This window comes from Allobosea sp. LC85, from assembly GCF_000735605.1.
Classification (GTDB): Bacteria; Pseudomonadota; Alphaproteobacteria; order Rhizobiales; family Beijerinckiaceae; genus Allobosea.
The window spans coordinates 82,679-108,264 of the sequence record NZ_JPKG01000024.1; the positions used below are offsets into that span (position 1 = coordinate 82,679).

The 25,586-nt window shown below is 64.6% G+C and carries 20 protein-coding genes and 1 pseudogene; 8 read left to right on the top strand and 13 right to left on the bottom strand.

The features are described from left to right. Positions 1 to 14: 14 nt before the first annotated feature. Positions 15 to 2,816 (bottom strand): annotated as a pseudogene (locus FG93_RS34020) (calcium-binding protein); the annotation flags it as partial. A 417-nt stretch (positions 2,817 to 3,233) separates the two neighbouring features. On the opposite strand from FG93_RS34020, the gene FG93_RS11880 reads away from it, so the two are divergent. From FG93_RS11880 to FG93_RS11910, 7 genes are all read left to right on the top strand, one after another. Beyond that, on the top strand, positions 3,234 to 3,422 hold the full coding sequence (locus FG93_RS11880; protein WP_043234662.1) for a hypothetical protein: 189 nt from the start codon (positions 3,234 to 3,236) through the stop codon (positions 3,420 to 3,422). A gap of 25 nt (positions 3,423 to 3,447) precedes the next feature. Next, positions 3,448 to 4,548 carry an ABC transporter ATP-binding protein gene (locus tag FG93_RS11885; RefSeq protein WP_043234664.1) on the top strand — a complete coding sequence of 367 codons (1,101 nt, stop codon included), beginning with the start codon at positions 3,448 to 3,450 and terminating at the stop codon, positions 4,546 to 4,548. Positions 4,549 to 4,558: 10 nt separating this feature from the next. Next, the gene (locus tag FG93_RS11890) at positions 4,559 to 5,638 is read left to right on the top strand and encodes an ABC transporter ATP-binding protein (RefSeq protein ID WP_043234666.1); all 1,080 of its coding nucleotides are present in this window, start codon (positions 4,559 to 4,561) and stop codon (positions 5,636 to 5,638) included. Further along, positions 5,638 to 6,540: a carbohydrate ABC transporter permease gene (locus tag FG93_RS11895; RefSeq protein WP_043234668.1), complete on the top strand. Its 903-nt coding sequence runs from the start codon at positions 5,638 to 5,640 to the stop codon at positions 6,538 to 6,540. The genes FG93_RS11890 and FG93_RS11895 overlap by 1 nt, the downstream gene beginning before the upstream one ends. A gap of 61 nt (positions 6,541 to 6,601) precedes the next feature. Continuing rightward, on the top strand, positions 6,602 to 7,426 hold the full coding sequence (locus FG93_RS11900) for a carbohydrate ABC transporter permease (RefSeq protein ID WP_052513675.1): 825 nt from the start codon (positions 6,602 to 6,604) through the stop codon (positions 7,424 to 7,426). Next, the gene (locus tag FG93_RS11905; protein WP_043234669.1) at positions 7,426 to 7,722 is read left to right on the top strand and encodes a DUF2160 domain-containing protein; all 297 of its coding nucleotides are present in this window, start codon (positions 7,426 to 7,428) and stop codon (positions 7,720 to 7,722) included. The genes FG93_RS11900 and FG93_RS11905 overlap by 1 nt, the downstream gene beginning before the upstream one ends. Positions 7,723 to 7,813: 91 nt before the next feature. Beyond that, entirely contained in the window at positions 7,814 to 9,553 is a 1,740-nt protein-coding gene (locus FG93_RS11910; protein ID WP_043234771.1) for an ABC transporter substrate-binding protein, read from the top strand. A gap of 215 nt (positions 9,554 to 9,768) precedes the next feature. Here FG93_RS11910 and FG93_RS11915 read toward each other — a convergent pair whose 3' ends face one another. Then, positions 9,769 to 11,082 (bottom strand): aspartate aminotransferase family protein, encoded by a 1,314-nt coding sequence (locus FG93_RS11915; RefSeq protein WP_244448583.1) that lies wholly within the window; start codon positions 11,080 to 11,082, stop codon positions 9,769 to 9,771. A gap of 135 nt (positions 11,083 to 11,217) precedes the next feature. Between FG93_RS11915 and FG93_RS11920 the strand changes: the two genes are divergently transcribed. Beyond that, on the top strand, positions 11,218 to 12,009 hold the full coding sequence (locus FG93_RS11920) for an IclR family transcriptional regulator (protein WP_043234670.1): 792 nt from the start codon (positions 11,218 to 11,220) through the stop codon (positions 12,007 to 12,009). Between the two features lie 65 nt (positions 12,010 to 12,074). Here FG93_RS11920 and FG93_RS11925 read toward each other — a convergent pair whose 3' ends face one another. From FG93_RS11925 to FG93_RS11975, 11 genes are all read right to left on the bottom strand, one after another. Then, the gene (locus tag FG93_RS11925) at positions 12,075 to 13,022 is read right to left on the bottom strand and encodes an ABC transporter permease (protein WP_043234672.1); all 948 of its coding nucleotides are present in this window, start codon (positions 13,020 to 13,022) and stop codon (positions 12,075 to 12,077) included. Continuing rightward, positions 13,019 to 13,888 (bottom strand): ABC transporter permease, encoded by an 870-nt coding sequence (locus FG93_RS11930; RefSeq protein ID WP_043234673.1) that lies wholly within the window; start codon positions 13,886 to 13,888, stop codon positions 13,019 to 13,021. The genes FG93_RS11925 and FG93_RS11930 overlap by 4 nt, the downstream gene beginning before the upstream one ends. Positions 13,889 to 13,967: 79 nt before the next feature. Then, on the bottom strand, positions 13,968 to 15,509 hold the full coding sequence (locus FG93_RS11935; protein ID WP_052513663.1) for an ABC transporter substrate-binding protein: 1,542 nt from the start codon (positions 15,507 to 15,509) through the stop codon (positions 13,968 to 13,970). A 34-nt stretch (positions 15,510 to 15,543) separates the two neighbouring features. Next, complete coding sequence (locus FG93_RS11940; protein ID WP_043234676.1) at positions 15,544 to 17,052, bottom strand: M81 family metallopeptidase; 1,509 nt, start codon at positions 17,050 to 17,052, stop codon at positions 15,544 to 15,546. A 190-nt stretch (positions 17,053 to 17,242) separates the two neighbouring features. Further along, positions 17,243 to 18,277: an ABC transporter ATP-binding protein gene (locus FG93_RS11945; protein ID WP_161783813.1), complete on the bottom strand. Its 1,035-nt coding sequence runs from the start codon at positions 18,275 to 18,277 to the stop codon at positions 17,243 to 17,245. Further along, complete coding sequence (locus FG93_RS11950) at positions 18,274 to 19,092, bottom strand: ABC transporter ATP-binding protein (protein WP_052513664.1); 819 nt, start codon at positions 19,090 to 19,092, stop codon at positions 18,274 to 18,276. The genes FG93_RS11945 and FG93_RS11950 overlap by 4 nt, the downstream gene beginning before the upstream one ends. Then, positions 19,089 to 19,958, bottom strand: a complete 870-nt coding sequence (locus FG93_RS11955; protein WP_052513665.1) for an ABC transporter permease — start codon at positions 19,956 to 19,958, stop codon at positions 19,089 to 19,091. The genes FG93_RS11950 and FG93_RS11955 overlap by 4 nt, the downstream gene beginning before the upstream one ends. A 5-nt stretch (positions 19,959 to 19,963) precedes the next feature. Beyond that, positions 19,964 to 20,905: an ABC transporter permease gene (locus FG93_RS11960; protein WP_043234678.1), complete on the bottom strand. Its 942-nt coding sequence runs from the start codon at positions 20,903 to 20,905 to the stop codon at positions 19,964 to 19,966. Positions 20,906 to 20,942: 37 nt separating this feature from the next. After that, positions 20,943 to 22,541 (bottom strand): ABC transporter substrate-binding protein, encoded by a 1,599-nt coding sequence (locus FG93_RS11965; RefSeq protein WP_244448584.1) that lies wholly within the window; start codon positions 22,539 to 22,541, stop codon positions 20,943 to 20,945. A gap of 222 nt (positions 22,542 to 22,763) precedes the next feature. Further along, positions 22,764 to 24,074, bottom strand: a complete 1,311-nt coding sequence (locus FG93_RS11970; RefSeq protein ID WP_052513666.1) for an alanine racemase — start codon at positions 24,072 to 24,074, stop codon at positions 22,764 to 22,766. Next, positions 24,065 to 25,528 carry a M81 family metallopeptidase gene (locus FG93_RS11975; RefSeq protein WP_043234680.1) on the bottom strand — a complete coding sequence of 488 codons (1,464 nt, stop codon included), beginning with the start codon at positions 25,526 to 25,528 and terminating at the stop codon, positions 24,065 to 24,067. Before FG93_RS11975 ends, FG93_RS11970 begins: the two co-directional genes overlap by 10 nt. Positions 25,529 to 25,586 lie beyond the last annotated feature (58 nt).

Here is a 25,586-nt window from a genome sequence, read left to right on the forward strand (position 1 = left end):
TCGCCATCGCCACCGACCATGACATCATCGCCGTCGCCGCCCTCGAGTTCGTCGTCATCGGCACCGCCATCGATGGCGTCATCGCCTTCACCACCCTCGATGCTGTCATTTCCAGCATCGCCGGCGAGCGTGTCGTTTCCGGCCGCTCCAAGGATCACGTCGTCGCCATCACCACCGGTTATGGTGTCGTCGCCGTCGCCACCATCGAGCGTGTCGTCATCGGCACCACCGTCGATCACGTCATTGCCTTCGCCACCCTCGATGCTGTCATTTCCAGCATCGCCGGAGAGCGTGTCGTTGCCGGCGGCTCCGAGGATCACGTCGTCGCCATCGCCACCGGTTACGGTGTCGTCGCCGTCGCCACCATCAAGCGTGTCGTCGTCCGCACCACCGTCGATCACGTCATCGCCTTCGCCACCCTCGATGCTGTCATTTCCAGCATCGCCGGAGAGCGTGTCGTTGCCGGCCGCTCCAAGGATCACGTCATCGCCATCGCCACCGGTTACGGTGTCGTCGCCGTCGCCGCCGTCGATGGTGTCATCGCCTTCACCACCCTCGATGCTGTCATTTCCAGCGTCGCCGGAGAGCGCGTCATTGCCGGCCCCGCCGAGGATCGTGTCGGCTCCGTCGCCTCCGGTTACGGTGTCATCGCCGTCGCCGCCATCGAGCGTGTCATCGCCCTCGCCACCATCGATCGTGTCATCGTCTTCGCCGCCTTCGATGCTGTCATTTCCAGCATCGCCGGAGAGCGTGTCATTGCCGGCCCCGCCGAGGATCACGTCATCGCCATCACCACCGGTTACGGTGTCGTCGCCGTCGCCGCCATCAATCGTGTCGTCGTCGGCACCACCGTCGATGACGTCGTCGCCTTCGCCACCCTCGATGCTGTCATTTCCGGCGTCGCCGGAGAGCGTGTCATCGCCGGCCGCTCCGAGGATCACGTCGTCGCCATCACCACCGGTTATGGTGTCGTCGCCGTCGCCGCCATCGAGCGTGTCATCGCCCTCGCCACCGTCGATGACGTCATCGCCTTCGCCGCCCTCGATGCTGTCGTTTCCAGCGTCGCCGGAGAGCGTATCGTTGCCAGCCGCGCCGAGGATCACGTCGTCGCCATCGCCACCGGTTACGGTGTCATCACCGTCGCCGCCATCAATCGTGTCGTCGTCGGCGCCACCGTCGATGGCGTCATCGCCTTCGCCGCCCTCGATGCTGTCATTTCCAGCATCGCCGGCCAGCGTGTCGTTGCCGGCCCCGCCGAGGATCGTGTCGTCGCCGTCACCACCGGTTACGGTGTCATCTCCCTCGCCGCCATCGAGCGTGTCGTCGCCCTCGCCACCATCGATCACGTCATCGCCTTCGCCACCCTCGATGCTGTCATTTCCAGCATCGCCGGCCAGCGTGTCGTTGCCGGCTCCGCCGAGGATTTCGTCATCGCCTTCGCCACCGGATGCGGTGTCATCGCCATCGCCGCCATCGATGCTGTCATTTCCAGCGTCGCCGGAGAGCGTGTCATCGCCGGCCGCTCCGAGGATCACGTCGTCGCCATCACCACCGGTTACGGTGTCGTCGCCCTCGCCGCCATCGAGCGTGTCGTCGCCCTCGCCACCATCGATCACGTCATCGCCTTCGCCACCCTCGATGCTGTCATTTCCAGCATCGCCGGCCAGCGTGTCGTTGCCGGCTCCGCCGAGGATTTCGTCGTCGCCATCTCCACCGGATGCGGTGTCATCGCCGTCGCCGCCATCGATGCTGTCATCTCCAGCGTCGCCGGAGAGCGTGTCATCGCCGGCATCGCCGGCCAGGACGTCGTTGCCGATACCGCCACTGATCGTGTCGTTTCCGTCACCGCCGTTGACCTCGTCCGCACCGGCATCGCCGGAGAGCTCATCATCATCGGCGCCACCATCGATGACATCATCGCCTGTACCGCCACTGATCGTATCCAGGCCGTCGCCACCGACGAGCTGGTCCGCGCCGGCATCGCCGTCGATCACGTCATCGCCGGCGTCTCCGGAAATCGCGTCGTCGCCGATGCCGCCGCTGATCGTGTCGTTTCCGTCACCACCGTTGATCCCGTCCTCACCAGCATCGCCGGAAAGCTGATCGTCATCGGCGCCACCATCGATGACATCATCACCTGCACCGCCGCTGATCGTATCCAGGCCATCGCCGCCAAGGAGCTGGTCCGCGCCGGCATCGCCGTCGATCACGTCATCGCCAGCATCTCCGGAGACGGTGTCGTCGCCACGGCCGCCACTGATCGTGTCGTTGCCGTCGCCTCCGTTGATTTCATCATTACCAGCATCGCCGGAGAGCTGGTCGTCACCGGCACCACCGTCGATGACGTCGTTGCCGATGCCGCCGCTGATCGTGTCGAGGCCATCGCCACCAAGGAGCTCATCCTGACCCGCGCCGCCATCGATCTCGTCATCGCCGGCTCCGCCATCGATGATGTCATTGCCGGCTCCACCATCGATGCTGTCATTGCCATCGCCGCCGGAAAGGTCGTCATTCCCGGCATTGCCGTCGATGACATCGTCACCACCACCACCGGACGCGGTGTCATCACCGCCGCCGCCACTGATCGTGTCGTTGCCATCATCGCCAAAGAGCGTGTCGTCGCCCGCATCGCCAAAGAGGGTGTCGTCACCCAGGAGCCCGACAACGAGGTCGTCCCCGGCGTTTCCGTGCAGAACGTTGTCGACGTCCGTGCCGAGTATCGTGTCGTCGCCGGCATTGCCGTTCGCGTCATCAAAACCCGGAATAAGTGCTAGATCGATAAGGTCGGGACCGTTTGTGCCCTGGAAAGTAGCCATACCTGGCCTCCCTCTGGTCTTTCCAGGTCGCGGATCGCAGAGGCCAGCTGTCAGCAGGGCGCAAGGGATCGACCTGGACTTACCGCGCCGAAGCTAGAGAAGGCCTGCCACTTTCATAATCCCCATTTGGTGACAGAAATGCAGGCCTCCGAGGCCAGGGAAATGCGCCGCAAACGGGCAAATCAGATCCGCAACAAGCATTTGAAATAGCGATAGAATTTGCCATTTACGGCGGCCACGGAGCGTGGTCGTGAGATCGCCCCCGATGCTCCCCTTCGCTCAAGCCCCAAACTCTGTCAGGATGTTTCCCGACCGAGGGGCTCGAAGCCCTCGTGAGCGAGATCGATTGGCGCTATCCTCCACCTGTGCGCGACCGTCATCCGGCTCGGGCGCGCCTATGGCACGAAGGCTCGTGAGATGCTGGCTGGTGTCGAAGGCAGAGTGAGCCCGTGCCGGTATCCCGGCACCGAACTCAGCGTGCGCGTCGGCATGTTCATCAGAACTCAAAGGCCGCCGCGCGCAGCGCCCGTCGAAATCCACGGGCCGGCGGAAAAGCTGGCGCAGGCGCTCAACGCCTTCACACCCGAGGTCGTCATCCCCCTGTAATCCAGGGGGCTTGAAGGAGGCTGGAGTGGGTCTTGTACTCGACAGGGTGCGTCGCGAGGTGGGGGCGGAAACCTATATCCACGAGACGAGCCTGCGGCTGAAGCCCGGCACGATGACCGTGCTGCTGGGCGCGACCCTGTCGGGCAAGACCTCGCTGATGCGCTTGATGGCGGGGCTCGACCGGCCGAGCGCGGGGCGCGTCCTCGTCGATGACGGCACGAGCGAAACCGATGTCACCGGTCTGGCCGTGCGGGAACGCTCGGTCGCCATGGTCTACCAGCAGTTCATCAACTACCCGAACCTCACCGTCTTCGAGAACATCGCTTCGCCACTCCGGGTGAAAGGGCTGCCCAGGGCGGAGATCGAGAGCAAGGTCCGCGCGATGGCGCGGATGATGCAGCTCGAGTCCTTTCTGGAACAGATGCCGCTCAATCTTTCCGGCGGCCAGCAGCAGCGCACGGCCATGGCGCGCGCACTGATCAAGGGCGCCGATCTCGTCCTGCTCGACGAGCCGCTCGCCAATCTCGACTACAAGCTGCGCGAGGAATTGCGCGAAGAGTTGCCGAAGATCGTGCGCAGCTCCAAGGCGACGGTGGTCTACGCGACGACGGAGCCCCAGGAGGCCCTGCTTCTCGGCGACTTTACCGCGACGCTCTGGCAGGGGCGCGTGACGCAGCATGGCCGAAGCGCGGAGGTCTATCGCCGGCCGCTGGACCTGACCACGGCGCGTATCTTCTCCGACCCGCCACTCAACCTGCTGCCGGTCACGAAGCGTGGAGGGGACATTCTCCTGCCAGGCGGCACGGCCACTTCGGCAACCGGAGCACTCGCTGGGCTGACGGACGGCGAGTATCAGCTCGGCTTCCGCGCGCATCAGCTGACGCTGCATCGATCGGCTGGTCCCAGCCTCACGTTCGACGGCACGGTCACGGTCGCCGAGATCACCGGTTCGGAAAGTTTCGTTCATGTCGAGGCAACAGGTTCGCGTTGGGTTGCGCTCGTCCCCGGGGTGCAGGAGCTCGAACCCGGCGCGGCGGTCACGGTCCATGTCGATCCGGCCGGCGTCTTCGTCTTCGACCCCGCTGGCCGGCTCGCCCACGCCCCCGCCTTCCTCTCGGCAGCATGAGGTCAGGGCGATGGCGCGCATCGAACTCTCCGACCTCGCCCATTCCTACAAGCAGGACGCCACGACGCCGGCCGATTTCGCCCTGAAGCCGATGAACCTGACCTGGCGCCAGGGCGGCGCCTATGCGCTGCTCGGCCCCTCGGGCTGCGGCAAGACAACCTTGCTCAACATCATCTCCGGCCTGCTGACGCCCTCGTATGGCCAGGTGCTGTTCGACGGGCGCGACGTCACCGGCTTGCCGACCGAACGGCGTAACATCGCCCAGGTCTTCCAGTTCCCGGTCGTCTACGACACGATGAGCATGTATGAGAACCTCGCCTTCCCGCTTCGTAACCGTGGCATGGCGGGCAACGCGGTCGATGCACGCGTGCGCGAGATCGCGGCACTGCTGGAGATGAGCGGCGATCTCGGCCGCAAGGCGCGCGGGCTCACTGCCGACGCCAAGCAGAAGATCTCGCTCGGCCGGGGGCTGGTCCGGCCCGATGTTGCAGCGATCCTGTTCGACGAGCCGCTGACCGTCATCGATCCGCAGCTGAAATGGGAATTGCGCTCGAAGCTCAAGGCACTGCACCGGGCGCTCGACGTCACTATGATCTATGTGACGCATGATCAGACCGAGGCGCTCACTTTCGCCGATACGGTCGTGGTGATGCATGACGGACGGGTGGTGCAGGCCGGGCGGCCGGACGAGCTCTTCGAGAAGCCGGCGCATACCTTCGTCGGCTATTTCATTGGCTCGCCGGGCATGAACGTGCTGCCAGCCACGATCGACGGCAACCGGGCCCATGTCGACGGCGCCGCGATCGGGCTCGGCCGCAGCTACGACATCCCCGCCGGCAAGCGTATCGAGATCGGCATCCGGCCCGAGTTTGCCAGCCTCGCGCGCGCCGGCGAGGGTCTGCCCGTCACTGTCGAGCGCATCGACGATCTCGGTCGCACCAGGCTGGCGCGCCTGCGCCTCGGCGGTCACCCCTTCGCGGCCGGCGTACCGGATGCGCTGAGCGACATCGGCAAGACCGCCGGGCTGATCCTTCAGCCCGGCCATGTTCATGTCTATGCCGATGGCGAACGCCTGGACGGGAGGGCATGATGGACAAGCCGCACGACAACCGCGCCTGGTTGCTGGTCTTGCCGGTGCTCACCATCGTCGCCTTTTCGGCCGTGATCCCACTGATGACGGTGGTGAACTATTCGGTGCAGGACACGTTCGGAAACAACCAGTTCTTCTGGAACGGCACCGGCTGGTTCAAGGAGCTGCTCGACCCCTCGAGCGATCTAGGCGGACGGGTGCGCGACTCGCTCGGGCGCAATCTCGCCTTCTCCGCGATCATCCTTGCGATCGAGGTGCCGCTCGGCATCGCAGTCGCGCTCGCCATGCCGCGCGAAGGCTGGAAGGTGGCGGCGACGCTGGTCCTGATGGCGATGCCGCTACTGGTGCCCTGGAACGTCGTTGGCACGATCTGGCAGGTTTTCGCGCGCGGCGATATCGGCCTTCTCGGCTACACGATCAACCGGCTCGGCATCGACTACAACTATGTCGCCGACCCGGTCGCCGCCTGGATCACCATCATCGTGATGGATGTCTGGCACTGGACCTCTTTGGTGGCTTTGCTCTGCTATGCCGGACTGAAATCGATCCCCGACGCCTATTACCAGGCGGCGCGGATCGATGGCGCCAGCCGCTGGGCGGTGTTCCGCTTCATCCAGCTGCCGAAGATGCGGCGCGTACTGATCATCGCCGTGCTGCTGCGCTTCATGGACTCGTTCATGATCTACACCGAGCCCTTCGTCGTTACCGGCGGCGGGCCCGGCAACTCGACCACCTTCCTCTCGATCGAGCTGGTGAAGCTGGCGCTCGGGCAGTTCGACCTGGGCAAGGCCGCCGCGATGTCGATCGTCTACAACCTGATCATCCTCGCCGTGTGCTGGGTCTTCTACACGGTGATGACCAATCTCGACGTCGAGCGTCGGCGCCCGCCGGTGGATGCGTGAGGTGCGGCCGATGACGACGGACAGCCTCACCTCCGCCTCCTCGCTTCCCGCGGCAAAGGCAATGCCGAAGGCGCGCTCGGCCTTCCGCTTCAACGGCGGCGCCGTGACGCTCGGGCTCTACCTGATCTTCCTGCTGCTGCCGATCTATTGGCTGATCATCATGAGCCTGAAGACCAATGCCGAGATCAACTCCGGCATGACGCTCTGGCCACGCGAGATCACGTTCGAGAACTACCGGACGATCTTCACCGACCCATCCTGGTACTCCGGCTATATCAACTCGCTGACCTATGTGGTCATGAACACGGTGATCTCGATCACCTTGGCGCTGCCGGCGGCCTACGCCTTTTCGCGCTACCGCTTCCTCGGCGACAAGCACCTGTTCTTCTGGCTGCTGTCGAACCGGATGGCGCCGCCGGCGATCTTCGCCCTGCCCTTCTTCAACCTCTATTCCGCGATCGGTCTGTTCGATACGCCGCTTGCCGTGGCGCTGGCGCATTGTCTGTTCAACGTGCCGCTCGCGGTCTGGATCCTCGAAGGCTTCATGTCGGGTGTGCCACGCGAGATCGACGAGACCGCCTATCTCGACGGCTATTCCTTCCCGCGCTTCTTCGTGAAGATCTTCGCGCCGATCATCGCCAACGGCATCGGGGTCACCGCCTTTTTCTGTTTCATGTTCTCCTGGGTCGAGCTTCTGCTGGCGCGCACCCTGACCACCGTCAACGCCAAGCCCATCGCCGCCACCATGACGCGAACGGTTTCGGCGGCCGGCATGGACTGGGGGCTGCTCGCGGCGGCGGGCGTGCTGACGCTGATCCCCGGAGCGCTCGTGATCTGGTTCGTCCGAAACTACATCGCCAAGGGCTTTGCCCTGGGGAGGGTGTGATGCCCGATCTTGCCGCGATCGACCTGGCATGGATGGCCTGGACTCCGCAGACCGGCCTCTTCTTCGCCGCGATCTTCGCGCTGCTGCTGACAATGACCGTGCTCGCGATCTGGCGGCCGGAGATCGAGAGAATCGGCGTGCTCGGGATGCCGACGACGCGCGGAGACCGGCTCTTCCTCAGCCTGCTCGGCGCTGCCTTCATCCACCTTGCCTGGCTCGGCCTCAGCGGAGCCGAGTTGTGGTGGGCCTCGCTGCTTTCCCTTGCCTATGCCGCAGCGGTCTTCCGCTACGTCTGACCACCCCGGAGGCTGACCGACGACACGAACCGCCTTCGCAACAAGAGGCCGCCAATGCCCGAACGATAACAACCGTCCAGTGGAGGAAACGATGAGAAAGCAGATGCTAGCCGCCACCGCGCTCAGCCTCGTGCTCGGCGCCGTCCCCGCCTTCGCAGACATGGATGCCGCGCGACGCTGGATCGACAGCGAATTCCAACCCTCGACCTTGTCCAAGGACGAACAGCTCAAGGAGATGGAGTGGTTCGTCAATGCAGCAAAACCATTCGCGGGGATGGACGTGAACGTCGTCTCCGAGACCATCACGACGCATGAATACGAGGCCAGGACCCTGGCGCGCGCCTTCAGCGAGATCACGGGGATCAAGCTCAAGCACGACCTGATCCAGGAAGGCGACGTGGTCGAGAAGCTTCAGACGCAGATGCAGTCCGGCCGCAATGTCTATGATGGCTGGATCAATGATTCAGACCTGATCGGCACCCACTTCCGCTACAAGCAGACCGTGAACCTGACCGACTGGATGGCGGGGCCGGGCAAGGACGTCACCAATCCGCTGCTCGATGTCGACGACTTCATCGGAAAATCCTTCGGCACCGCGCCGGACGGCAAGCTCTACCAGCTCCCGGACCAGCAATTCGCGAACCTCTACTGGTTCCGCTACGATTGGTTCACCCGCCCCGATCTGAAGGAGAAGTTCAAGGCCAAGTACGGCTACGAGCTCGGCGTGCCGGTGAATTGGTCGGCCTATGAGGACATCGCGGAGTTCTTCACCACCGACGTCAAGGAGATCGACGGCGCCCGTGTCTACGGCCATATGGATTACGGCAAGAAGGACCCCTCGCTCGGCTGGCGCTTCACGGATGCCTGGCTTTCGATGGCCGGCAATGGCGACAAGAGCATCCCGAACGGCCTGCCTGTTGATGAATGGGGCATCCGCATGGAGGGCTGCCGGCCGGTCGGCTCCTCCGTCGAGCGCGGCGGCGATACCAACGGGCCTGCCTCCGTCTATGCCGTGCAGAAATATGTCGACTGGCTCAACAAATACGCGCCGCCGCAGGCGCGTGGCATGACCTTCTCGGAGTCCGGGCCGCTACCGGCACAGGGCAATATCGCCCAGCAGATCTTCTGGTACACGGCCTTCACAGCCGACATGGTCAAGCCCGGATTGCCGGTGGTGAATGCCGACGGCACACCGAAATGGCGCATGGCCCCCTCGCCCAAGGGATCCTACTGGAAGGAAGGCATGAAGCTCGGCTACCAGGATGCCGGCTCTGCGACGCTGCTCAACTCGACGCCGATCGAGAAGCGCAAGGCCGCCTGGCTCTACCTGCAGTTCATCGTCTCCAAGTCGGTCAGCCTGAAGAAGAGCCATGTCGGACTCACCTTCATTCGCGAGAGCGATATCTGGGACAAGAGCTTCACCGAACGGGCGCCGAAACTCGGCGGGCTGATCGAGTTCTACCGTTCACCGGCGCGTGTGCAATGGACGCCGACCGGCAATAATGTGCCGGATTACCCACGCCTCGCCCAGCTCTGGTGGCAGAATATCGGCGATGCCTCCTCCGGCGCCAAGACTGCGCAGGCTGCCATGGATGCTCTTGCAGCAGCGCAGGACTCGGTCCTCGAGCGGCTGGAACGCTCCGCCGTACAAGGCGATTGCGGGCCGAAATTGAACCCGAAGCAGACCGCGGAAGCCTGGTTCGCCAAATCCAAGGCCGACGGCAACATCGCGCCCCAAGCCAAGCTCGCCAATGAAAAGCCGAAAGGCGAGACGGTCGATTACGACACCCTGATCAAGTCCTGGCCGGCCACTCCGCCGAAGAAGAACTAAAGCATCGGCGCGAAAAGTGGATTGCGGTTTTCGGAAAAGCCGATGCAAACACAAAAAGGTGAGATCATCGGACCGGATACGATATCCGGTCCGATGATCTGAGGCAGCTGTTTCCGGGAAAGCGGGCGGCCGGCGCGAACCGACCGTCCTCTCCTGTCGGTTCCAAATGAAGCCAGGCCCAAGTCGATCTGAATGTCGGACGCTTATCGGCCCTGTCAGATCTCGCGGACGGCACCGTGCACGGCTTCCAGCGTGGCCTCGACGATCCCTGCATCGTGCTCGGACGAGACGAACCAGGCGCCACGCTCCAGCACCCGAACGCCGCGCTTCAGCAGCGCGAGCGCGAAACGGCTGTAGGCCGCCTTGTCGGATGCCGCGACATCACGGTAATCGCGCGCCGGCGCATCGAGCCCGAAGGCAATGTGGAACATCAGCGGAAATCCGGCGACCTGAGCCTTGATCCCCGCCTGAGCCAGAATCTCGCGAATACCGTCCTGAAGGCGCTGGCCGTGAACCGAGCTGCGCTCATAATGCTCCGGCGTCAGTGCCTGCTGCGTCGCGACCATCGCCGCCATCGCGATCGGCTGCGCATTGAAGGTGCCGCCATGGAGTACGCCGTCCGCGAACATATCGATCAGTTCGCCCCGGCCGGCGACCGCTGCAACTGGAAAACCGTTGGCAATCGCCTTCGCCAGGATCGTGAGGTCCGGCGTGACGGCAAAGCGCTCCTGGGCACCGCCGCGACCAAGGCGGAAGCCTGTGATCACCTCATCGAAGATCAGCAGGGCGCCATGGGCGCGGCAGGCCGCCAGCGCAGCTTGCAGATAGCCCGGCAGCGGTGCGATGGCGCCCTGGTTGCACATGGCCGGCTCCATCATCACCGCGGCGACGTCGCCACGGGCAAGACGGGCCTCGAGAGCAGCGAGGTCATTCCAACCGAGGATCGAAAGACCCTCGCCTGCGCTGGGGTCCTGCCCCCGGCTCCCGGCGACGGGTGTGGGCGCGTCGCTCGGGCCGGCCGCATTGAGGCCTGGCGCCGTTGACCACAAGACGTTGTCGAACCAGCCGTGATAATGCCCTTCGAACTTGACGATGGTGCGCCGCCCGGTCGCCGCACGGGCCAGGCGGATCGCGGCCTGCGCCACCTCGGAGCCTGAGGAACCGAAACGAAGCCGCTCGGCACTGGGAACGCGCTCGCAGATCAGCTTTGCCGCCTCGTGCTCGATCGGCGCCTGGCCGGCAAACAGGATGCCTCGCTCCGCTTGGCGCTGCACTGCCTCGATGACCCGGGCGGGGGTATGGCCGAGCACCGTTGCCCCCATCCCGCAGTAGTAATCGATGATGCGGTTGCCATCGACATCGATCAGATAGGCCCCTTCACCTCGTTCAAAGACGAGCGGTCCCGGCGCCATGCCCAACCTGAAATTGCTGTTCACGCCGCCAGCGATGTAGCGCGCATTCGTAGCGATCTGCCGCGCCGATTCCTCAAAGCGCAGCGTTGCTGCTGGACCGCTTCCGTTCGCTCGCACGTGCCTGTTCTCCACTGCCGGTAGTTTGAGCAGACCAGAGCACCAAGCCCGTGTAAAGGAACACGGGTTTCGTCTTGCGGAATTCCCCGGGACCCGCTATGCGAGGCCTCGCGACAGCGAGAATGCGGGGCGATCATGCCGAAGAAATCGGGCAACCCTTACGTCGTGCAGCCCGTGATGAAGGCGCTCAAGGTGCTGGAATTCGTGGCGCGCCATGGGCACGAGATCGCGCTCACGACCGTCGGACGAGAGCTGCGGATTCCGAAGACGACGACCTTCCGCTACCTGCAAACGCTGATGGAGGCCGGATTCGTCAGCCACAACCGCGAGACCGACAAATACAATCTCGGGCCTCTGCTGCGCTCGATCGCGCGTGCCGATGCGAGCTTCAGCAAGATCCGTCAGCTCGCGCGCCCGGCGATGGTCGAGCTGATGAACGAATTCAATGAGACCGTGAACCTCGCGGTGAAGGGCAACGGCACGATCGTCTATATCGACCTCATCGAGGCCAATCGCTCGCTGCGCATGCAGGCGCGGATCGGCGACAGCCATCCGATGCATTCGACAGCACTGGGCAAGGCGATCCTCGCCTTTCTTCCCGAAGCCGAAAAGCTGCGCCAGCTCGATCTGCCCTTGACCGAGCGAACCGGGCGCACGTTGCTCGAGCGCGAAGAGATCGAGCGCCAGCTTCGACAGGTCGCCAAGCTCGGCTACGCGACGGAAATCGGCGAGAACGAAGACGGGGCGATGTGCGTCGGCGTGCCGATCTTCGACGACAATCACTACCCTGTGGCGGCACTCAGCATCTCGGCACCGCTGATGCGAATGCCGCGGCCACTCGCGGCGAAGGCGGGAACGCGACTGCGCGAGGTCGCCGCGCACATCTCCAGCCATCTCGGTTCGCAGGACCCCATCACTTCCCCCTGACAGGCGTGGCCGGGCGGAGCCCTGCAAGCGCAGGCCCGCGCGGGACCTCGCGCTCCGGGGCGAGGTCAATGATATTCGATGCGTGGATCGATCCACGCATAAAGTACGTCGATGATCAGGTTGACCAGCATATAGCCGACCAGGATCACCATGATGCAGCCTTGGATCAGCGGGTAGTCGCGGGTGCTGATCGCCTGGATCACCAAGCGTCCCAGCCCCGGATAGGTGAAGACGGCCTCCGTCACCACCGCACCGCCGATGAAATTCGCCATCATCAAGCCGACGATCGTGACAAAGGGCAGCAACGCGTTGCGCATGATGTGCAGGCCGACGACGCGGCTTTCGGGCAGCCCCTTGGCCCGCGCCGTGCGGACATAGTCCTGCTTCGCCTCACCGATCAACGACGCGCGCAGGAACCGCGCGAAGATGCCGGAGACATAGATGCCCAGCGTCAGCGCCGGCAGGATGAGACTGCGTAGCGCATCCATCGGCGACTCCCAGAACGGCACGTAGCGCGAGGCGGACGGCAGCCAGTGGAGCTCGACGGCGAAGAGCAGGATCAGCAGGATGCCAAGCCAAAACGTCGGCACACCCAGTGCCAGCGCGCTCCACCCGCTGAGCAGGCGGTCGAGCCAGGAATTGGGCCGCACGGCGCTGGCAACCGCGACAGGTATGCCGACGAGCAACGCCACCAGAATCGCGGCGACCGCCAGTTGCAGCGTCGCTGGCAATCTCTCGCCGATCAACGCAAGAACCGGCTGGCGACTGTGCAGCGAGAGGCCGAAATCGCCGCGCAGCGCCTGGCCGAGCCAGTCGAGATACTGGATCAGCATCGGCCGATCGAGGCCATAGCGCGCGATGGTGGCCGCAATCTCCTCCGGCGAGGCGTTCTCACCAACAAGCACCGCGACGGGGCCGCCCGGCACCGCGTAGATCATCGCGAATATGGCGAAGGACGCGAGAACCAGCACCGGCAGCATATGCAACAGGCGGCGCAGCAGATAGCCCGTCATCGGCCCCTGCGCTCCGGAACGCCGGCTTCATGCCTGTCGAGCAGCGCGGTCAGGGCACGGCCGATCGTGTCGAAGGAGAGGATCGTCAGCGTCAGCACGAGACCGGGCAGCACGGCGTAGGTCGGCGCCTCGTGCAGATAGGATTTCCCTGTTCGCAGCATTTCGCCCCAGCTCGGCGTCGGCGGCGGTACTCCGACCCCGAGAAAAGCAAGCGCGGCCTCCAGCAGGATCGCGACCGAGGCGAGCACGATCGCCTGCACGACCAGCGGGCTCAGCGCGTTGGGCAGGATGGTGTGGAACATGATGTAGGACGAACCGCCGCCGAAGCTGCGCACCGCCGTGACGAAATCGAGCTGGCGCAGGGCCATGACCTGCGCCCGCGCGATCCGCGCGAAATTCGGTATCCCCGCGATGCCGACCGCGACCAGGGCTGCTGCCTGACTGCGACCGAGCACGGCGATCAGCGCCATGGCGAACAGGATGTTCGGCAGCGCCAGCAGCACATCGATGCAGCGCATCAGCACCGAGTCGCGCCAATCACCGAAAAAGCCGGCGACGAGCCCAATCGGCACCCCGATCAGCGCAGCGCTGACGACGGCACCGAAGGCGGTGACGAGTGAGGTTCGCGCGCCATAGACCACGCGCGCCAGGATATCCCGCCCGAGTTCGTCGGTACCAAACCAGGCGGAAGCCGAGGGCGGCATCAGCGAATCCGCCAGATTCTGCGTCAGCGGGTCCAGGGGGAGCACGTCTGCAAACACGGCCGCCAGCGCCACCAGCAGCAGGAAGGCGAAACTGAATGACGTGCCGCGACGGGCGGAAAGCCGGCGCAGCACGTGCAGGGCCGATCCCAACGCCGCGCTCATCGCATGGCGCCACGCATCCGAGGGCTGCGTGACGCCGCAATTGCGGCCGGGCGATGGCGTCCCGCCTCGCGGCTCCGCATTACTTGAACCCGATCGTCCGCGCGACGAAGAGGTTGTCGATCTCGAGTGTCACGCCGCCAACCTTGTCGGAGGCGACAATCAGGCCGACCTCATAGGAATTGGTCGGTATTGCGAAGGCCTCGTCCACCAGCACCTTGTTCAGGTTGTCATAGGATGCCTTGACCTCCGCCGCTCCGCCCGAGGCGCCATCGACCTTGGCAATCGCCGCGACATAGGCCGGATGCGGATGCGGATCCTTGAGGATCGGATTCTGCGAGGTCCGGTAGATGGAGTTCGTCGTCACCCGCGAGGGAAACTTCTGGACGTTGCCGACCGCGCCGAAGACCGCGGCGAAATCGCCGCCCAGCAGCGCACTGACGAATTCGGCCCCCTGGCGGATATCGAGTTCGATCGGAATCCCGACCTTGCCCAGCGAGGCCTGCACGATCTGGCTGATCTGGACCGAGGCCTCGTCGCTGCCATTGACCAGCATCTTCCAGTCTTTCATCTCGGCCGCCGAGAGACCGGATGCTGCGAGCAAGGCCTTGGCCTTGTCGAGATCGTAGGCGTGGGCCTTGGTATAGCTGGCGTCGAAGGCCGGGCTTGCCGGCGCCCAGGGCTGCGCGACGACCTCGCCCATGCCGGCATAGCCGACGCGCAGGATGCCCGCACGATCCATCAGGTGGTTGAAGGCCTGGCGGTAGGATTTGTTGCGGAATGGGCCACGCGTCGAGTTGATACGGAAGACCTGCACGAGCTTGCCGGGCCCGGAAAAGACCTGGTAGCCGGCGCTCTTGAGGCGCACGGCACTGCGCGAGGAGCCGTTATAGATGATGTCGACGGCGCCCGACTCGAGCGCCGCGCTCGCCGCCGCATCCTCGCTGAAAACAGTGAAGACGAGGTCCTGCACGATCGGCTGCTTCTCGCGCCAGTATTTCGGGTTGGCCTTGAGACGCAGCCCCTGTCCGACGGCGCGGCTCACCAAGGTGAAGGGGCCTGTGCCGGCCGGAACCGTCTCGACTGTGTCGATGCCCTTGGCTTCGATCGGGATCAGGAACTGCAGCAGATCGAGGATCTGCCGCTCGGGAACCGGGGCCTTGAAGTTGATCACCACGGTCCGGTCATCGGGCGCCGACCAGTCCTTGACGATCGACATGGTGGAGAAGACGTTCTTGCCGCGCTTGGGGTCGGCTCCCTTCTGCAGCGTCGCCAGCACGGAATCGGCCTTGAGGGGCGTTCCGCTGTGGAAGGTCACGCCGTCGCGCAGCTTCACGCTGACCGAGGTCTTGTCGGGCGCGATCGTCCACTCGGTCGCCAGGCTCGGCTCCGGCTTTCCCTCGGGCGTGTACTCGATCAGGCTGTCATAGAGGTTCTTGATGACATGGAAGTTGACGGTCGAGAGCTGCTGGGGATCGTAATTGGCGAGCTCGCTCAGCACTGCGACACGCAAGGTGCCGCCCTTCAGTTGCTGGGCGATGGCCGGGAGTGACATCGCCAAGGGGGCTGCTGCAGCCAGGGCTATGCCCGCCATGCAGAATTGACGTCGCGATACGGTGGTCATCCGGCACACTCCCCTTTTTTGGTTGGTCTTCGTGTCAGCTCGTCCCCGCGCCGGGCTGGGTCGAATGCGCCCGCCAGTCGCTTATTGTTTCAAGTGGATAGACCGGGCGCGGAATCCGCGCCCAAGGCAAGGTGAAGACGTCCGACTGCCCAGGCCCGCGCGTGTCGGCGCGAATGACCTGCGAGGAGATCGGCGCGAAATACTGGAAATTCGACGCCGTCTTGAGGACGGCCATCTTGTAGTCAGCGAGATTGACGCCGAAGGCTTCGTAGACGCCCGGGACATTGCCCGCGACACCGCGCAGTTCGCTGATCAGGAGTGTCACCGGCCCGACGTCGAAAACGACGACCCGGCCCATATCGACCTCGTTCTGATGGTTGTAGATCAGCGGTACGGGCCCGCCTCCGATACGCCGGACCGTGCCGGTGACCTCGAGCGGCGTAAAGAAAGCCGGCGCCGCATCGCCCCCCAGCGGGAGGGTCACCCGTGCGCCCTCGCCGGCCGCGACCAGCGTCGCGACGGCCTGCGGCGAGATCAGCGGAATCAGCGCGCGGCTGCCGATGCCGAGCCTGAGGATCGCTTCCAGGATCAGGTTGCTGTCGCCGGCAGAGCCGCCGAAGACAGTATCTCCGGTGTCGCTGAGCACAACCATGCCGCGCTCGGCAGCATCGGCCTTGCGCACCGCCTCGTCGACCGAGACCGCCTCGCGGACCTGGAAATCATCGCGCATCGACCAGGCGAGGTCGGCGAGCTCATCCGCCAGGGTCTCGGCCAGGACCTGGTCGCCATCCGTGACGACGATCGTCGACCAGCCACCCTCGGCGACATCGAGCCAGGGCTGCATCGGATAGTTCGACGCCTGCAGCACGCGCTCATCAACCTCGAGCTCGCGAGCCCGATCGAACCAGCGCTTCATCGGGCCCTTCGACGTCAGGAACTGCTCTTGATGCGAAAGCAGCGGAATCTTGCGCCAGGCCATCACCGGCCGCCGCTTCTCCACGAGAATCCTGAGCAACAGGGCCGTCCCGATCTTGCCGGTATCGAAGACATCGTGCGGTTGCGTGCGGTGCCCGACGATCGCCGTGCAATTGGCCATGATCTTGCGGGTGATGTTGGCGTGGTGATCGAGACCAAGCAGGATCGGGACATCGGGCCCGAGGATCGAACGGCAGAGCTCGGCCTGCTCGCCTTCGACATCGTCGATTCCTTCGGCCGCAGCGGCACCGTGAAGCTGCAGGACGAGTCCTTCGATCGGGCCGGCGTCCGCGAGCCCGGTCCGTATCTTGTCCTGGAAGAAGTCGAAGGCTGCGCGCGTGATCCGGCCGCCCGCGACGCTCCAGGCCCTTATGATCGGGATCGTCTCAACCGAAAGACGGGATTCAGCGACCGCCTTATAGTGACCGCCGATTTGCCCGATCTCGCCGAACTGACGCGCAATCTCGGCCCCCTCGTACAGGCCGAAAGCCTCGAAATCCGCGAGCGTGGTCGGCACAGGATTGAAGTCGTTCGTTTCCTGCACGATGTGAATCAAGGCCAGGCGCACAGATTCCCTCCCGGAAAACGACAATTCGCCGGCCGAAACGGCAGGCGATCTCGATGGGCCGTACACCTCATTATTGAGCGCTCACGCCAGTTGAACCTGTCGCAATGCGCGAAAACACCGGAAAAACGTACTGATGGCGCAATTTCGGGTCAAGGATTCCTTGTTTCGCAAGAAGAAACAGCTTTGATCTTCACAGGATGGGCAGACCTGTATGCCCGACCTGGCCTGGCTCATGAAGCAGCGCCTCTCCGCGCGGCCAGTAGCGGCACGAAACGCCGTGGCCGGCCCCGACTTCGTGCCACTCCGCAGTGTTGCTGCTGGCATGATCGTCGCCATGGACGCAGCCACCTCCATCGCCTTCGAGAAAACGCAGATCCGGGGGCGCGCGCCGGAGCCGCTCGCGCTGGCGGACGGGATCGGGCACCGGCACCGCATCCAGCAGCACGCGCGTATAAGGGTGGGCGGGGCTGTCGTAGACTTGGGCGGCACTGCCCATTTCGACGACCCGGCCGCGATACATGACCGCCACGCGATGGGCGACCTCGCGAACGATCGCGAGATCATGCGCGATGAACAGGTAGGACAGACCGAGCTTCTCCTGCAGCGACTGCAGCAGGGCCACGATCTGCGCCTGGGTGCGGACATCGAGCGCCGAGACCGGCTCGTCGCACACGATGAAATCCGGATTGACCGCCAGTGCCCGGGCGATGACGACGCGCTGGCGCTGCCCGCCAGAGAACTCGTGCGGATAGCGCTGCATCATCCCCGGGTCGAGGCTGACCAGGTCCAGAAGCTCCGCAACACGCTCCTGCAGCCGAGCGGGAGGCACCGAGCGATGGACCTGAAGTGGCTCGCGCAGAATCTGTCCGATCGTCATGCGCGGATGCAAACTGGAATACGGATTCTGCAGCACGAACTGCATATGGCGTCGCATCTGCCGCAATCGCGCGGCCGGCATCGTGGTCAGTTCCTCGCCGAGAAGCTGCACCGACCCGGAATGCGCCTGCTGCAACTGCAGGATGGCCCGGCCTGTCGTCGTCTTGCCCGAACCGGACTGGCCGACGAGCCCCAGCGTCTGGCCGGGCGCGATATCGAAGGACACCCGATCGACCGCCTTCAGCGCCTTGCCGCCCCCCCTGCCGGGAAAGCGCACCGACAGATCGCGGACCTGAAGCAGTGGCCGCGGCAGCATCTCGGCGATTGCAGCGGGATCGTGAGCGGTCATCTGATCTGCCCGGCGCTCTGGAGACGCGGCACCGCATCGAGCAGGGCTCGCGTATAGACGTGTTGCGGTGAGGCGAAGACGCTTTCGATCGCTCCGGCTTCGACGATCTCGCCGCGATACATGACATTGACCCGGTCGACCATGCCGGCCACGACGCCGAAATCATGGGTGATCAGCATCAATGCCATGCCGCGCTCCTCCCTCAGCCGCAGCAGCAGGCGCAGGATCTGCGCCTGTACGGTGACATCGAGCGCCGTCGTCGGCTCATCGGCGATCAGCAGGTCCGGCTCGCAGGAGATGGCCATCGCGATCATGACGCGTTGGCGCATCCCGCCCGAGAACTGGTGCGGATGATCGTCGAGGCGCCGCGCCGCATCGGGTATTCCGACCTGGGCGAGCAGGTCGATGCAGCGTTCGCGCGCCGCCTTGCCGGACAGGCCGGTGTGGTGGCGCAGCATGTCGGTCATCTGGGCGGCGATGCTCAGCACCGGATTGAGCGACGTCATCGGGTCCTGGAAGACCATGGCGATACGCCGTCCGCGCAGGGCGCGCATTTCGACCTCGCTCTTCGCCAGGATGTCCTGCCCCATGAAGCTGACCTCGCCGCCAAGCGCGACCGAGGTGCCTTCGGGCGTGAGCCGCATCAGCGCCTTGGCCGTGACGCTCTTGCCGCAGCCGGATTCGCCAACGAATCCGACCGCCTCATCGGCGCCGATGTCGAAGGAGATGCCGCGTACGGCCTGGATGACCTCCCGGCGCGTGGTGACGCTGGCGGAGAGGTTGCGGACGCTGAGGAGCGGGCCAGTGCGGGTCATCGCACGCTCCCGACGTCGAGCACGTCGCGCAGGCCGTTGGCCAGGACGATGAAGGTCAGCGTCGCGAACACGATTGCGGCGGCGGGTCCGATCACGGTCAGCGGCGCCAGTTCCATGAATTGTCGCGCTTCCGACAGCATGCCACCCCAGTTCGGATCCGGCGGTGGCGGGCCCAGCCCGAGGAAGGACAGGGCCGTGACGGTGAAAATCGTCTGGGACAGGGTCAGGCTGGTCGCGACAAGGATCGGCGAGACCACGAGCGGCAGGATATGGCGGAGAACCAGCCGGAATTCGCTCATGCCGATGCTGCGCGCCGCTTCGACATGGTCCCATTGCTTCACGCTGAGCACGGGTGCGCGCACGACCCTGGCCATTGCCGGCGTATACACGATGGCGATGGTGAGGATCAGATTGGGAATGGTCGGCCCCAGGGCCGCAACGACCGCAATCGCGAGAAGGAGGACCGGGAAGGCGAAGACCACGTCCAGAATGCGCATGATCGCGTCATCGATCACGCCGCCGAGATAGCCGGAGAGCAACCCAAGCACGAGCCCTCCGAGGAGCGCAATGAGCACAGCAGTGATCGTGATCAGCAGCGTCGTGCGGCCGCCGACGATCAGCCGGCTGAGGACATCGCGGCCGATCGAGTCCGTACCGAGCCAGTGGCGCGCGCTGGCTCCGGCAAGGGAGTCGGGCGAGGTCGCGGAAGGATCGAACGGCACAAGGAAGGGCGCGAAGATCGTGACGATCAACATCGTCGCCAGCATCGCCAGCCCAATCCCAAGCAGCAGGCCGCCTTGCGTGATCCGCGGTGCCTTGACCGTGCGCGCGTCAAGAGCCAGTTTCTGAACTCCCTCCTGCGACATGGCCCTCACAACTTCACCCGCGCATCGACCCGCGCATAGGCGATGTCGATCATCGTATTGACCACGACCACGATAGCCGACGCCGTCAGCACGATGGCCTGAATCACCGGGTAATCGCGGCTGTTGATCGAATCGAAGAGATATTGGCCCATCCCGGGAATCGCGAAGATGGTCTCGACCAAGATGCTGCCGCCGAGCAGCGCTGCGATCTTGAGCCCGGTTGCAGTAATGACCGGCGTCAAGGCGTTGCGGACGAGATAGTCGCGCAGGATCCTGCCCGGAGGCAGTCCCTTAGCGCGGGCAACCATGACGAAGTCCTGGTTGGCCACCTCGAGCACGGCAGCGCGGGTGTTCTCGGAAATCGTGACGGACACCGCCAGCGCCAGGGCGAGCGCCGGCAACAGCAGGCTACCGATATTGGCGAGCGGATCCTCGAGAAACGGCGTGTAGCCGAAGATCGAGATCTGCGGGAAATAAAGGCCGAAAAGCAGCACGATCAGCGTCGCGACCACATAGTTCGGCACGGCCAGCATCAGCCCATTGTAGAGCCGGACGATCCAGTCGATCGCGCCCCGCATCCGCGCCGCGGCAAGCCCGGTCGCTACTCCCATCACCATGGAGATGATCGCCGCGACCAGCGTCAGCTGGAAGGTCACCGCGAGCCGATCGAGCAATTCCGGCCGAACCGGCTGGCGCGTCACGAAGGACGTGCCGAGATCACCGAGGAGGGCATGCCCGAGCCAGACCCAATATTGCGCCAGCAGCGGCCGATCGAGCCCAAGGTCCTGACGGATCGCCGCCAGAACCTCCGGTGCGACGCTCTGCGAACCGGCTGCGGCAATGGCGAAATCGCCCGGCAGGGCCCGCATCATCGCGAAGGCGATGAAGGAAACCGCCAGCAGGATGACCAGCATCCAGGCGAGGCGACCAAGGACAAAGCGCGTCATCGGCCGGCGCCCGGCGTGGAGAGAGCGAACGGGGGAGCTATTTTTTCAGCCATGCGGTGCGCACGAAGGAGCGGATATTCGCAGCGATCGGGACGTAATCCTTGACGTAGTTCCACCAGATCTCCCAGCGCAGAGGGTACTGGTAAACCTGGATGATGTAGGCTTGGTCGGCGATATGGCGCTGGATCGCCATGTTCTTGGCCGCCCGCCGGCCGAGGTCGAGTTCGGCGCGGGCCTCCAGAATCATTCTGTCGAGCTCGGCATCGTTCGATCCCGTACCCTTGCCGGTCGCGCTGTCCGACTTGATGTACTGAAGGGTGGCGTCCGAATCCGGCGTCCAGGACAGAGCGACCGAGAGCAGCGTCGGCCACCTACCAGTATTCCACATGGTCAAGAGCGGCGCCGTCTCCATCGGCGTCAGCTTGACCGTGATTCCCGCGACCTGCCATTGCTGCTGCAGGATCTGCGCGCAGGCCACGTCGAGCGGGTTGGCTGCGACGATGATGTAATTGCCGAGATCGATGCCCTCGGGATAGCCGGCCTCGGCCAGCAGGGCCTTCGCCGCGGCCGGATCATGCTTGTAATAGGGTAGGTCCCCGGTGCCGTCATAACCGCCGACCTGGCTTTCCGGAATCATCGCGCCGACCTTGCCCGAACCGCCCAGGATCGTGTCTAGGCAGGCCTTGCGGTCGGTCGCCAGGCTGAGCGCGCGGCGCACCCTGACATCGTTCAGCGGCTTGGCCTTCATGTTCAGCCAGACCGGAAAGGTCCGCGAGGTCTGGCCGGGAGCAGAGACCAGATTGGGGGAGGTCCGCGCAATCGCGGCCGCGACTTTCGGGTCCTTCAGCCAGGTCATGTCGATTGCGCGCGACCGCAGCGCCGAGGTCAGCGTGGCCTGGTCCTTGTAGAACTTGAACACCACCCTGGAGAGATGCGGCTGCCCCTTCTCATAGTAGCCCGCATGCGCGGTCAGCGAGAATTGCAGGTTCGGCTGATAGGCCTCGAACACGAAGGGGCCGGTCCCGACGGGCTGGGTGTTGAGGTTCTCGACACCAGCCGGGACGATCGCGCCGTTGGGGCTGGTCGCCAGGTTGCTCAGGAAGGCCGCATCCGTCGCGTTCAACTGGAATTTGACGGTGTAGGGGTCGATGACAGTGACCGCATCGACGCTGGAATAGAACGCCCGCAAGCGGCTGCCGGAAGCCGGGTTCAGGATGCGATCGAAGGTATGCTTCACATCATTGGCCGTGAAATCCTGGCCATTATGGAATTTCACGCCCTGCCGCAGCCGGAAGACATAGGTCTTGGGATCGGGCTGATCGTAGCTCAGCGCGAGATCGGGCTCGATCTTCATCTGCGCGGACCAGCGCAGCAGCCCCGTATAGATCAGACTGGTGAAATCATAGGAGGAGAACGCCGTAAGCGTGACCGGATCCAACCCGATCGGGTCGGCATCGGCGCCGATGGTCAGCGTTCCACCCGAAACCGGCGTCTCGGCCGCAGCATCGCCAGCCATGATCGCGGGCGAAAGGGCCATGGCACTGCTGGCAAGCACAAGCCGCAGCAGGCTGCGGCGTGACAGCTCCTCTGCCATCTCCGGCTCGGGGGCGATCATCGGGAATGACGGAGCCTTCACGAACGATCCCTCCACACATGATCAGACGACATGATTTCGGCCTGAAACCTGCAGGACGCTGATCTGGCATCAGCGCCTACCGCCTGAAGCGAGACGCCTGTCGCGCTCGCCGATTCCCGCCCGCAGATCATCCCTCTCGCCAATGGAGGCTAGGAGTCGTCAGAATTCACGTCAAGGATTCCTGGTTTCGCAGCAAGAAACACGGCTTCCATCCGGGGCATATCAGAAGAACGTCCTGACGCCGCCCCGCACGTCGTAATCGTCGTCGACCAGCATCAGCAGAGCCCATTTATCGAAGGTCGTGCAGGGATGGCCAATGCCGAAGCCGACCATGTCTCCAACCTGAAGCGGGCTGTCTTCCGGCGTGCCGAGATGGCAATGCTGGTCATTGAGCGCGAGAACCGTGTGTCCTGCCGGCATCGGCTCGGGCCTGCTCATGCCCTGACGGAACCAGCGCAGCGCAACCGGCATGCCTGCATCGTAGCTGATGTCGCGTTTGCCAAGGGTGAGCAGGCTATGTCCCCGCTCGGGCCGTGACTGGACATAAGCCCAGACCTCCAGCGCCGGTTCGAGGCCGCCCGCCGGCAGGGTCAGGCTGGTTTCCATGACGATGCGCCGGAATGCATTGGCATAGGCTGTTGAATCATGGGTCAGGTAACATCCCGAGCGCAGGACTTTCACGATGGATCGCGCAAAGGCCGCCGCGTTCAGCTTCTCCCCGACACGGTCGAACAGGGAAGTTCCGCCGGCGCTCAGCACCATCGGATCGGGACCGAGCAATCCCTCCGCCTCGGCCGCCAGCGCCACTTCGATCATGTTGTCGAGCAGGCGGTCGGCGCCGGCGGCAGTGCTATGCAGCCCCTCGAAGCATTCGAAGCCAGCGAGTTGCAGCCCAGCAGCCCCGCTGATGGCATGGGCGATCGCCATCGCCTCGTCCCGGCTGCGCGCGCCCGTCCGGCCGCCCATGAAACCGATCTCGACGAGGATACGCAGCGGATTAACTGATGGCGGCGGCGCACGCCGGGCCGCCTCAGCCAGCGATGCAACACCTTCAACGCTGTCGGCCAGGCAATACAGTGTAAAGCCGTCATCCATCACGGCATCGAAGCAGGCGGCGATCTCCTGGCGTCCAACGGGTTGGTTGGCGAGGATCACGCGTCTGACGCCGAAATGGCGGCATACCTGAAGCTGCTGGATCGTCGCCACAGTGATGGCCCAGGCGCCGTCTGCGATCTGCAGGTCGAAGAGCTGCGGCGCCATGGTGGTCTTGCCATGGGGGGCGATCACAAGGCCGTTCTCCGCCGTGAATGCGCTCATCCAGACGCTGTTCCGCTTCAACACGCTCTCGCGGATCACCGCAAGCGGGAGCGGCAGGTCGCCGGTCAGGACATTCCAGCCTTGCATCCCGATATCGCCGAGGCGCAGGCCTGATGTGCCTGGCGGCAGACCCTTGCTCAGCCCATCGAGGCACTGATCGTCGATATCGGCGAGTGACAGACGCGGCAGCGCGCGGCCGGAGGCAGTCAAAGCCATGGGTTCGGGTCCAGCGGCGAGAATGGGCGGCGGATCTTGGTGTAGGGAATCTTGCTGGCCTCCGGTGGGTATGGGCCGCCGCTGTCGAGATAGAGAACGCTGGCTGCGATCGGCGCAAAGGCCGCATGGAAGTGGTTCGAGGATTTGACGACCACGACGCGCTTTGCAGCCAGATCAATCCCGAGATTGGTGAACACCGGCGGACTGAAGGTCTGGGCGCGGGTCGATGCGAGAACGATATCGAGGTTGCCGATACGGATCGCAGCAGCCGCACCGAGCGAAACCCAGCTTTGTGCGAAGGGCACCACAAGGTCGGGCGTCGTGCCCGTGACCAGCACTGTCGCATCGATCGGCCGGCCCGACGACGGCGCCGCCTTCCCCGCGAAGCGCAGCGAAATTTCGGCTCCGACCCCGGCGGCTCGGCACAGGCTCACGGCGACGGGGTCCCAGAGAGCTCCGATCGCGGCCGGCACCTCCGGCCGCCTGAGCAGCGCCTCGACCATCACCGAGGAATCGCCAGCGACGCCGCCGCCGGGATTGTCCCAGCGATCGGCGAGGATGACCGGACGGCCATCCTGCGCCAGTGCCAGCGCCGCCTCGATACCCTCATCAGGCTTGTAATGCTTCGGCATCGCGCCGCTGGGGCCCCAGCGCAGGATTTCCAGCCCCAGTGTCTTGGCGAGCGCCGCCGCCTTGTCCGCGTCGCCATCGGCAATGACGAGCACTTTCGTGCCGACATCCGCCACATCGGCCGCCTGGAAGCCGTGAGCGACCGAAATGCTCAGGATACCGTCCCGACCTTCCATCGCCTTGATACGGTCGACGAAACTGCGGCCAGGTTCGCGGCTTGTCATGAAGCTTGCAATTCCGCGGCAGTCGAAGACAGCGCTGACAGGTTTCACCTGCGCGCGCGCTGCCCGCAGGCAGAGCTCGAGCAGGTCCTCGGCCCGATCGAGGAAGTCCGTATGCGGAAACTCCTTGAAGGCAACGATGACGTCGGCGGCATCGACCATCTCCTTGGTAAGATGGCAATGCATGTCGAGCTCTGCCCCGATGATGCAACCGGGGCCGGCGAGCGCGCGGGCGCGCGCCATCAGATCGCCCTCGCAATCGTCGTAGCCGCGCGCGACCATTGCGCCATGCAGGCCCAGCAGCACGACATCGACGGGAAGCGCGGCATGAAGCTGGCTAAGAATTTCATCACGCAGGCTTTCATAGCCGTCGCGCGAAACGAGCCCTGCAGGCTCCGCCCATGTCGCGGTGCCCTCGATCAGGGTGTACCCCTCGCTGGCGGCCCGGCGGCGGGCGGCGACGATCGGCGCCGAGCACAGCGTCGGCGTTTCCGGGTGCGTACCAGGCGGACAGTAGAAGGCCGCTTCGAAAGCGCTGCGATCGACGAAGAGCGGCGCGAAGGTGTTGGTTTCAGTCGCCAGCGATGCAACGAAGACGCGCATGCAGATAGCCCCCGCTCGGCGACACGAAGCAACCGCATCGTCCCGCTCTCCCAGCAGG

Excerpts from the sequence above, each read along its gene's own strand:
- FG93_RS11970 (WP_052513666.1), bottom strand. The coding sequence starts at position 24,074 with ATGGCTTTGACTGCCTCCGGCCGCGCGCTGCCGCGTCTGTCACTCGCC.
- FG93_RS11920 (WP_043234670.1), top strand. The coding sequence starts at position 11,218 with ATGCCGAAGAAATCGGGCAACCCTTACGTCGTGCAGCCCGTGATGAAG.
- FG93_RS11925 (WP_043234672.1), bottom strand. The coding sequence starts at position 13,022 with ATGACGGGCTATCTGCTGCGCCGCCTGTTGCATATGCTGCCGGTGCTG.
- FG93_RS11905 (WP_043234669.1), top strand. The coding sequence starts at position 7,426 with ATGCCCGATCTTGCCGCGATCGACCTGGCATGGATGGCCTGGACTCCG.
- FG93_RS11900 (WP_052513675.1), top strand. The coding sequence starts at position 6,602 with ATGCCGAAGGCGCGCTCGGCCTTCCGCTTCAACGGCGGCGCCGTGACG.
- FG93_RS11935 (WP_052513663.1), bottom strand. The coding sequence starts at position 15,509 with ATGACCACCGTATCGCGACGTCAATTCTGCATGGCGGGCATAGCCCTG.
- FG93_RS11960 (WP_043234678.1), bottom strand. The coding sequence starts at position 20,905 with ATGACGCGCTTTGTCCTTGGTCGCCTCGCCTGGATGCTGGTCATCCTG.
- FG93_RS11955 (WP_052513665.1), bottom strand. The coding sequence starts at position 19,958 with ATGTCGCAGGAGGGAGTTCAGAAACTGGCTCTTGACGCGCGCACGGTC.
- FG93_RS11890 (WP_043234666.1), top strand. The coding sequence starts at position 4,559 with ATGGCGCGCATCGAACTCTCCGACCTCGCCCATTCCTACAAGCAGGAC.
- FG93_RS11930 (WP_043234673.1), bottom strand. The coding sequence starts at position 13,888 with ATGAGCGCGGCGTTGGGATCGGCCCTGCACGTGCTGCGCCGGCTTTCC.
- FG93_RS11945 (WP_161783813.1), bottom strand. The coding sequence starts at position 18,277 with ATGACCGCTCACGATCCCGCTGCAATCGCCGAGATGCTGCCGCGGCCA.
- FG93_RS11975 (WP_043234680.1), bottom strand. The coding sequence starts at position 25,528 with ATGCGCGTCTTCGTTGCATCGCTGGCGACTGAAACCAACACCTTCGCG.
- FG93_RS11950 (WP_052513664.1), bottom strand. The coding sequence starts at position 19,092 with ATGACCCGCACTGGCCCGCTCCTCAGCGTCCGCAACCTCTCCGCCAGC.
- FG93_RS11910 (WP_043234771.1), top strand. The coding sequence starts at position 7,814 with ATGAGAAAGCAGATGCTAGCCGCCACCGCGCTCAGCCTCGTGCTCGGC.
- FG93_RS11895 (WP_043234668.1), top strand. The coding sequence starts at position 5,638 with ATGGACAAGCCGCACGACAACCGCGCCTGGTTGCTGGTCTTGCCGGTG.
- FG93_RS11880 (WP_043234662.1), top strand. The coding sequence starts at position 3,234 with ATGCTGGCTGGTGTCGAAGGCAGAGTGAGCCCGTGCCGGTATCCCGGC.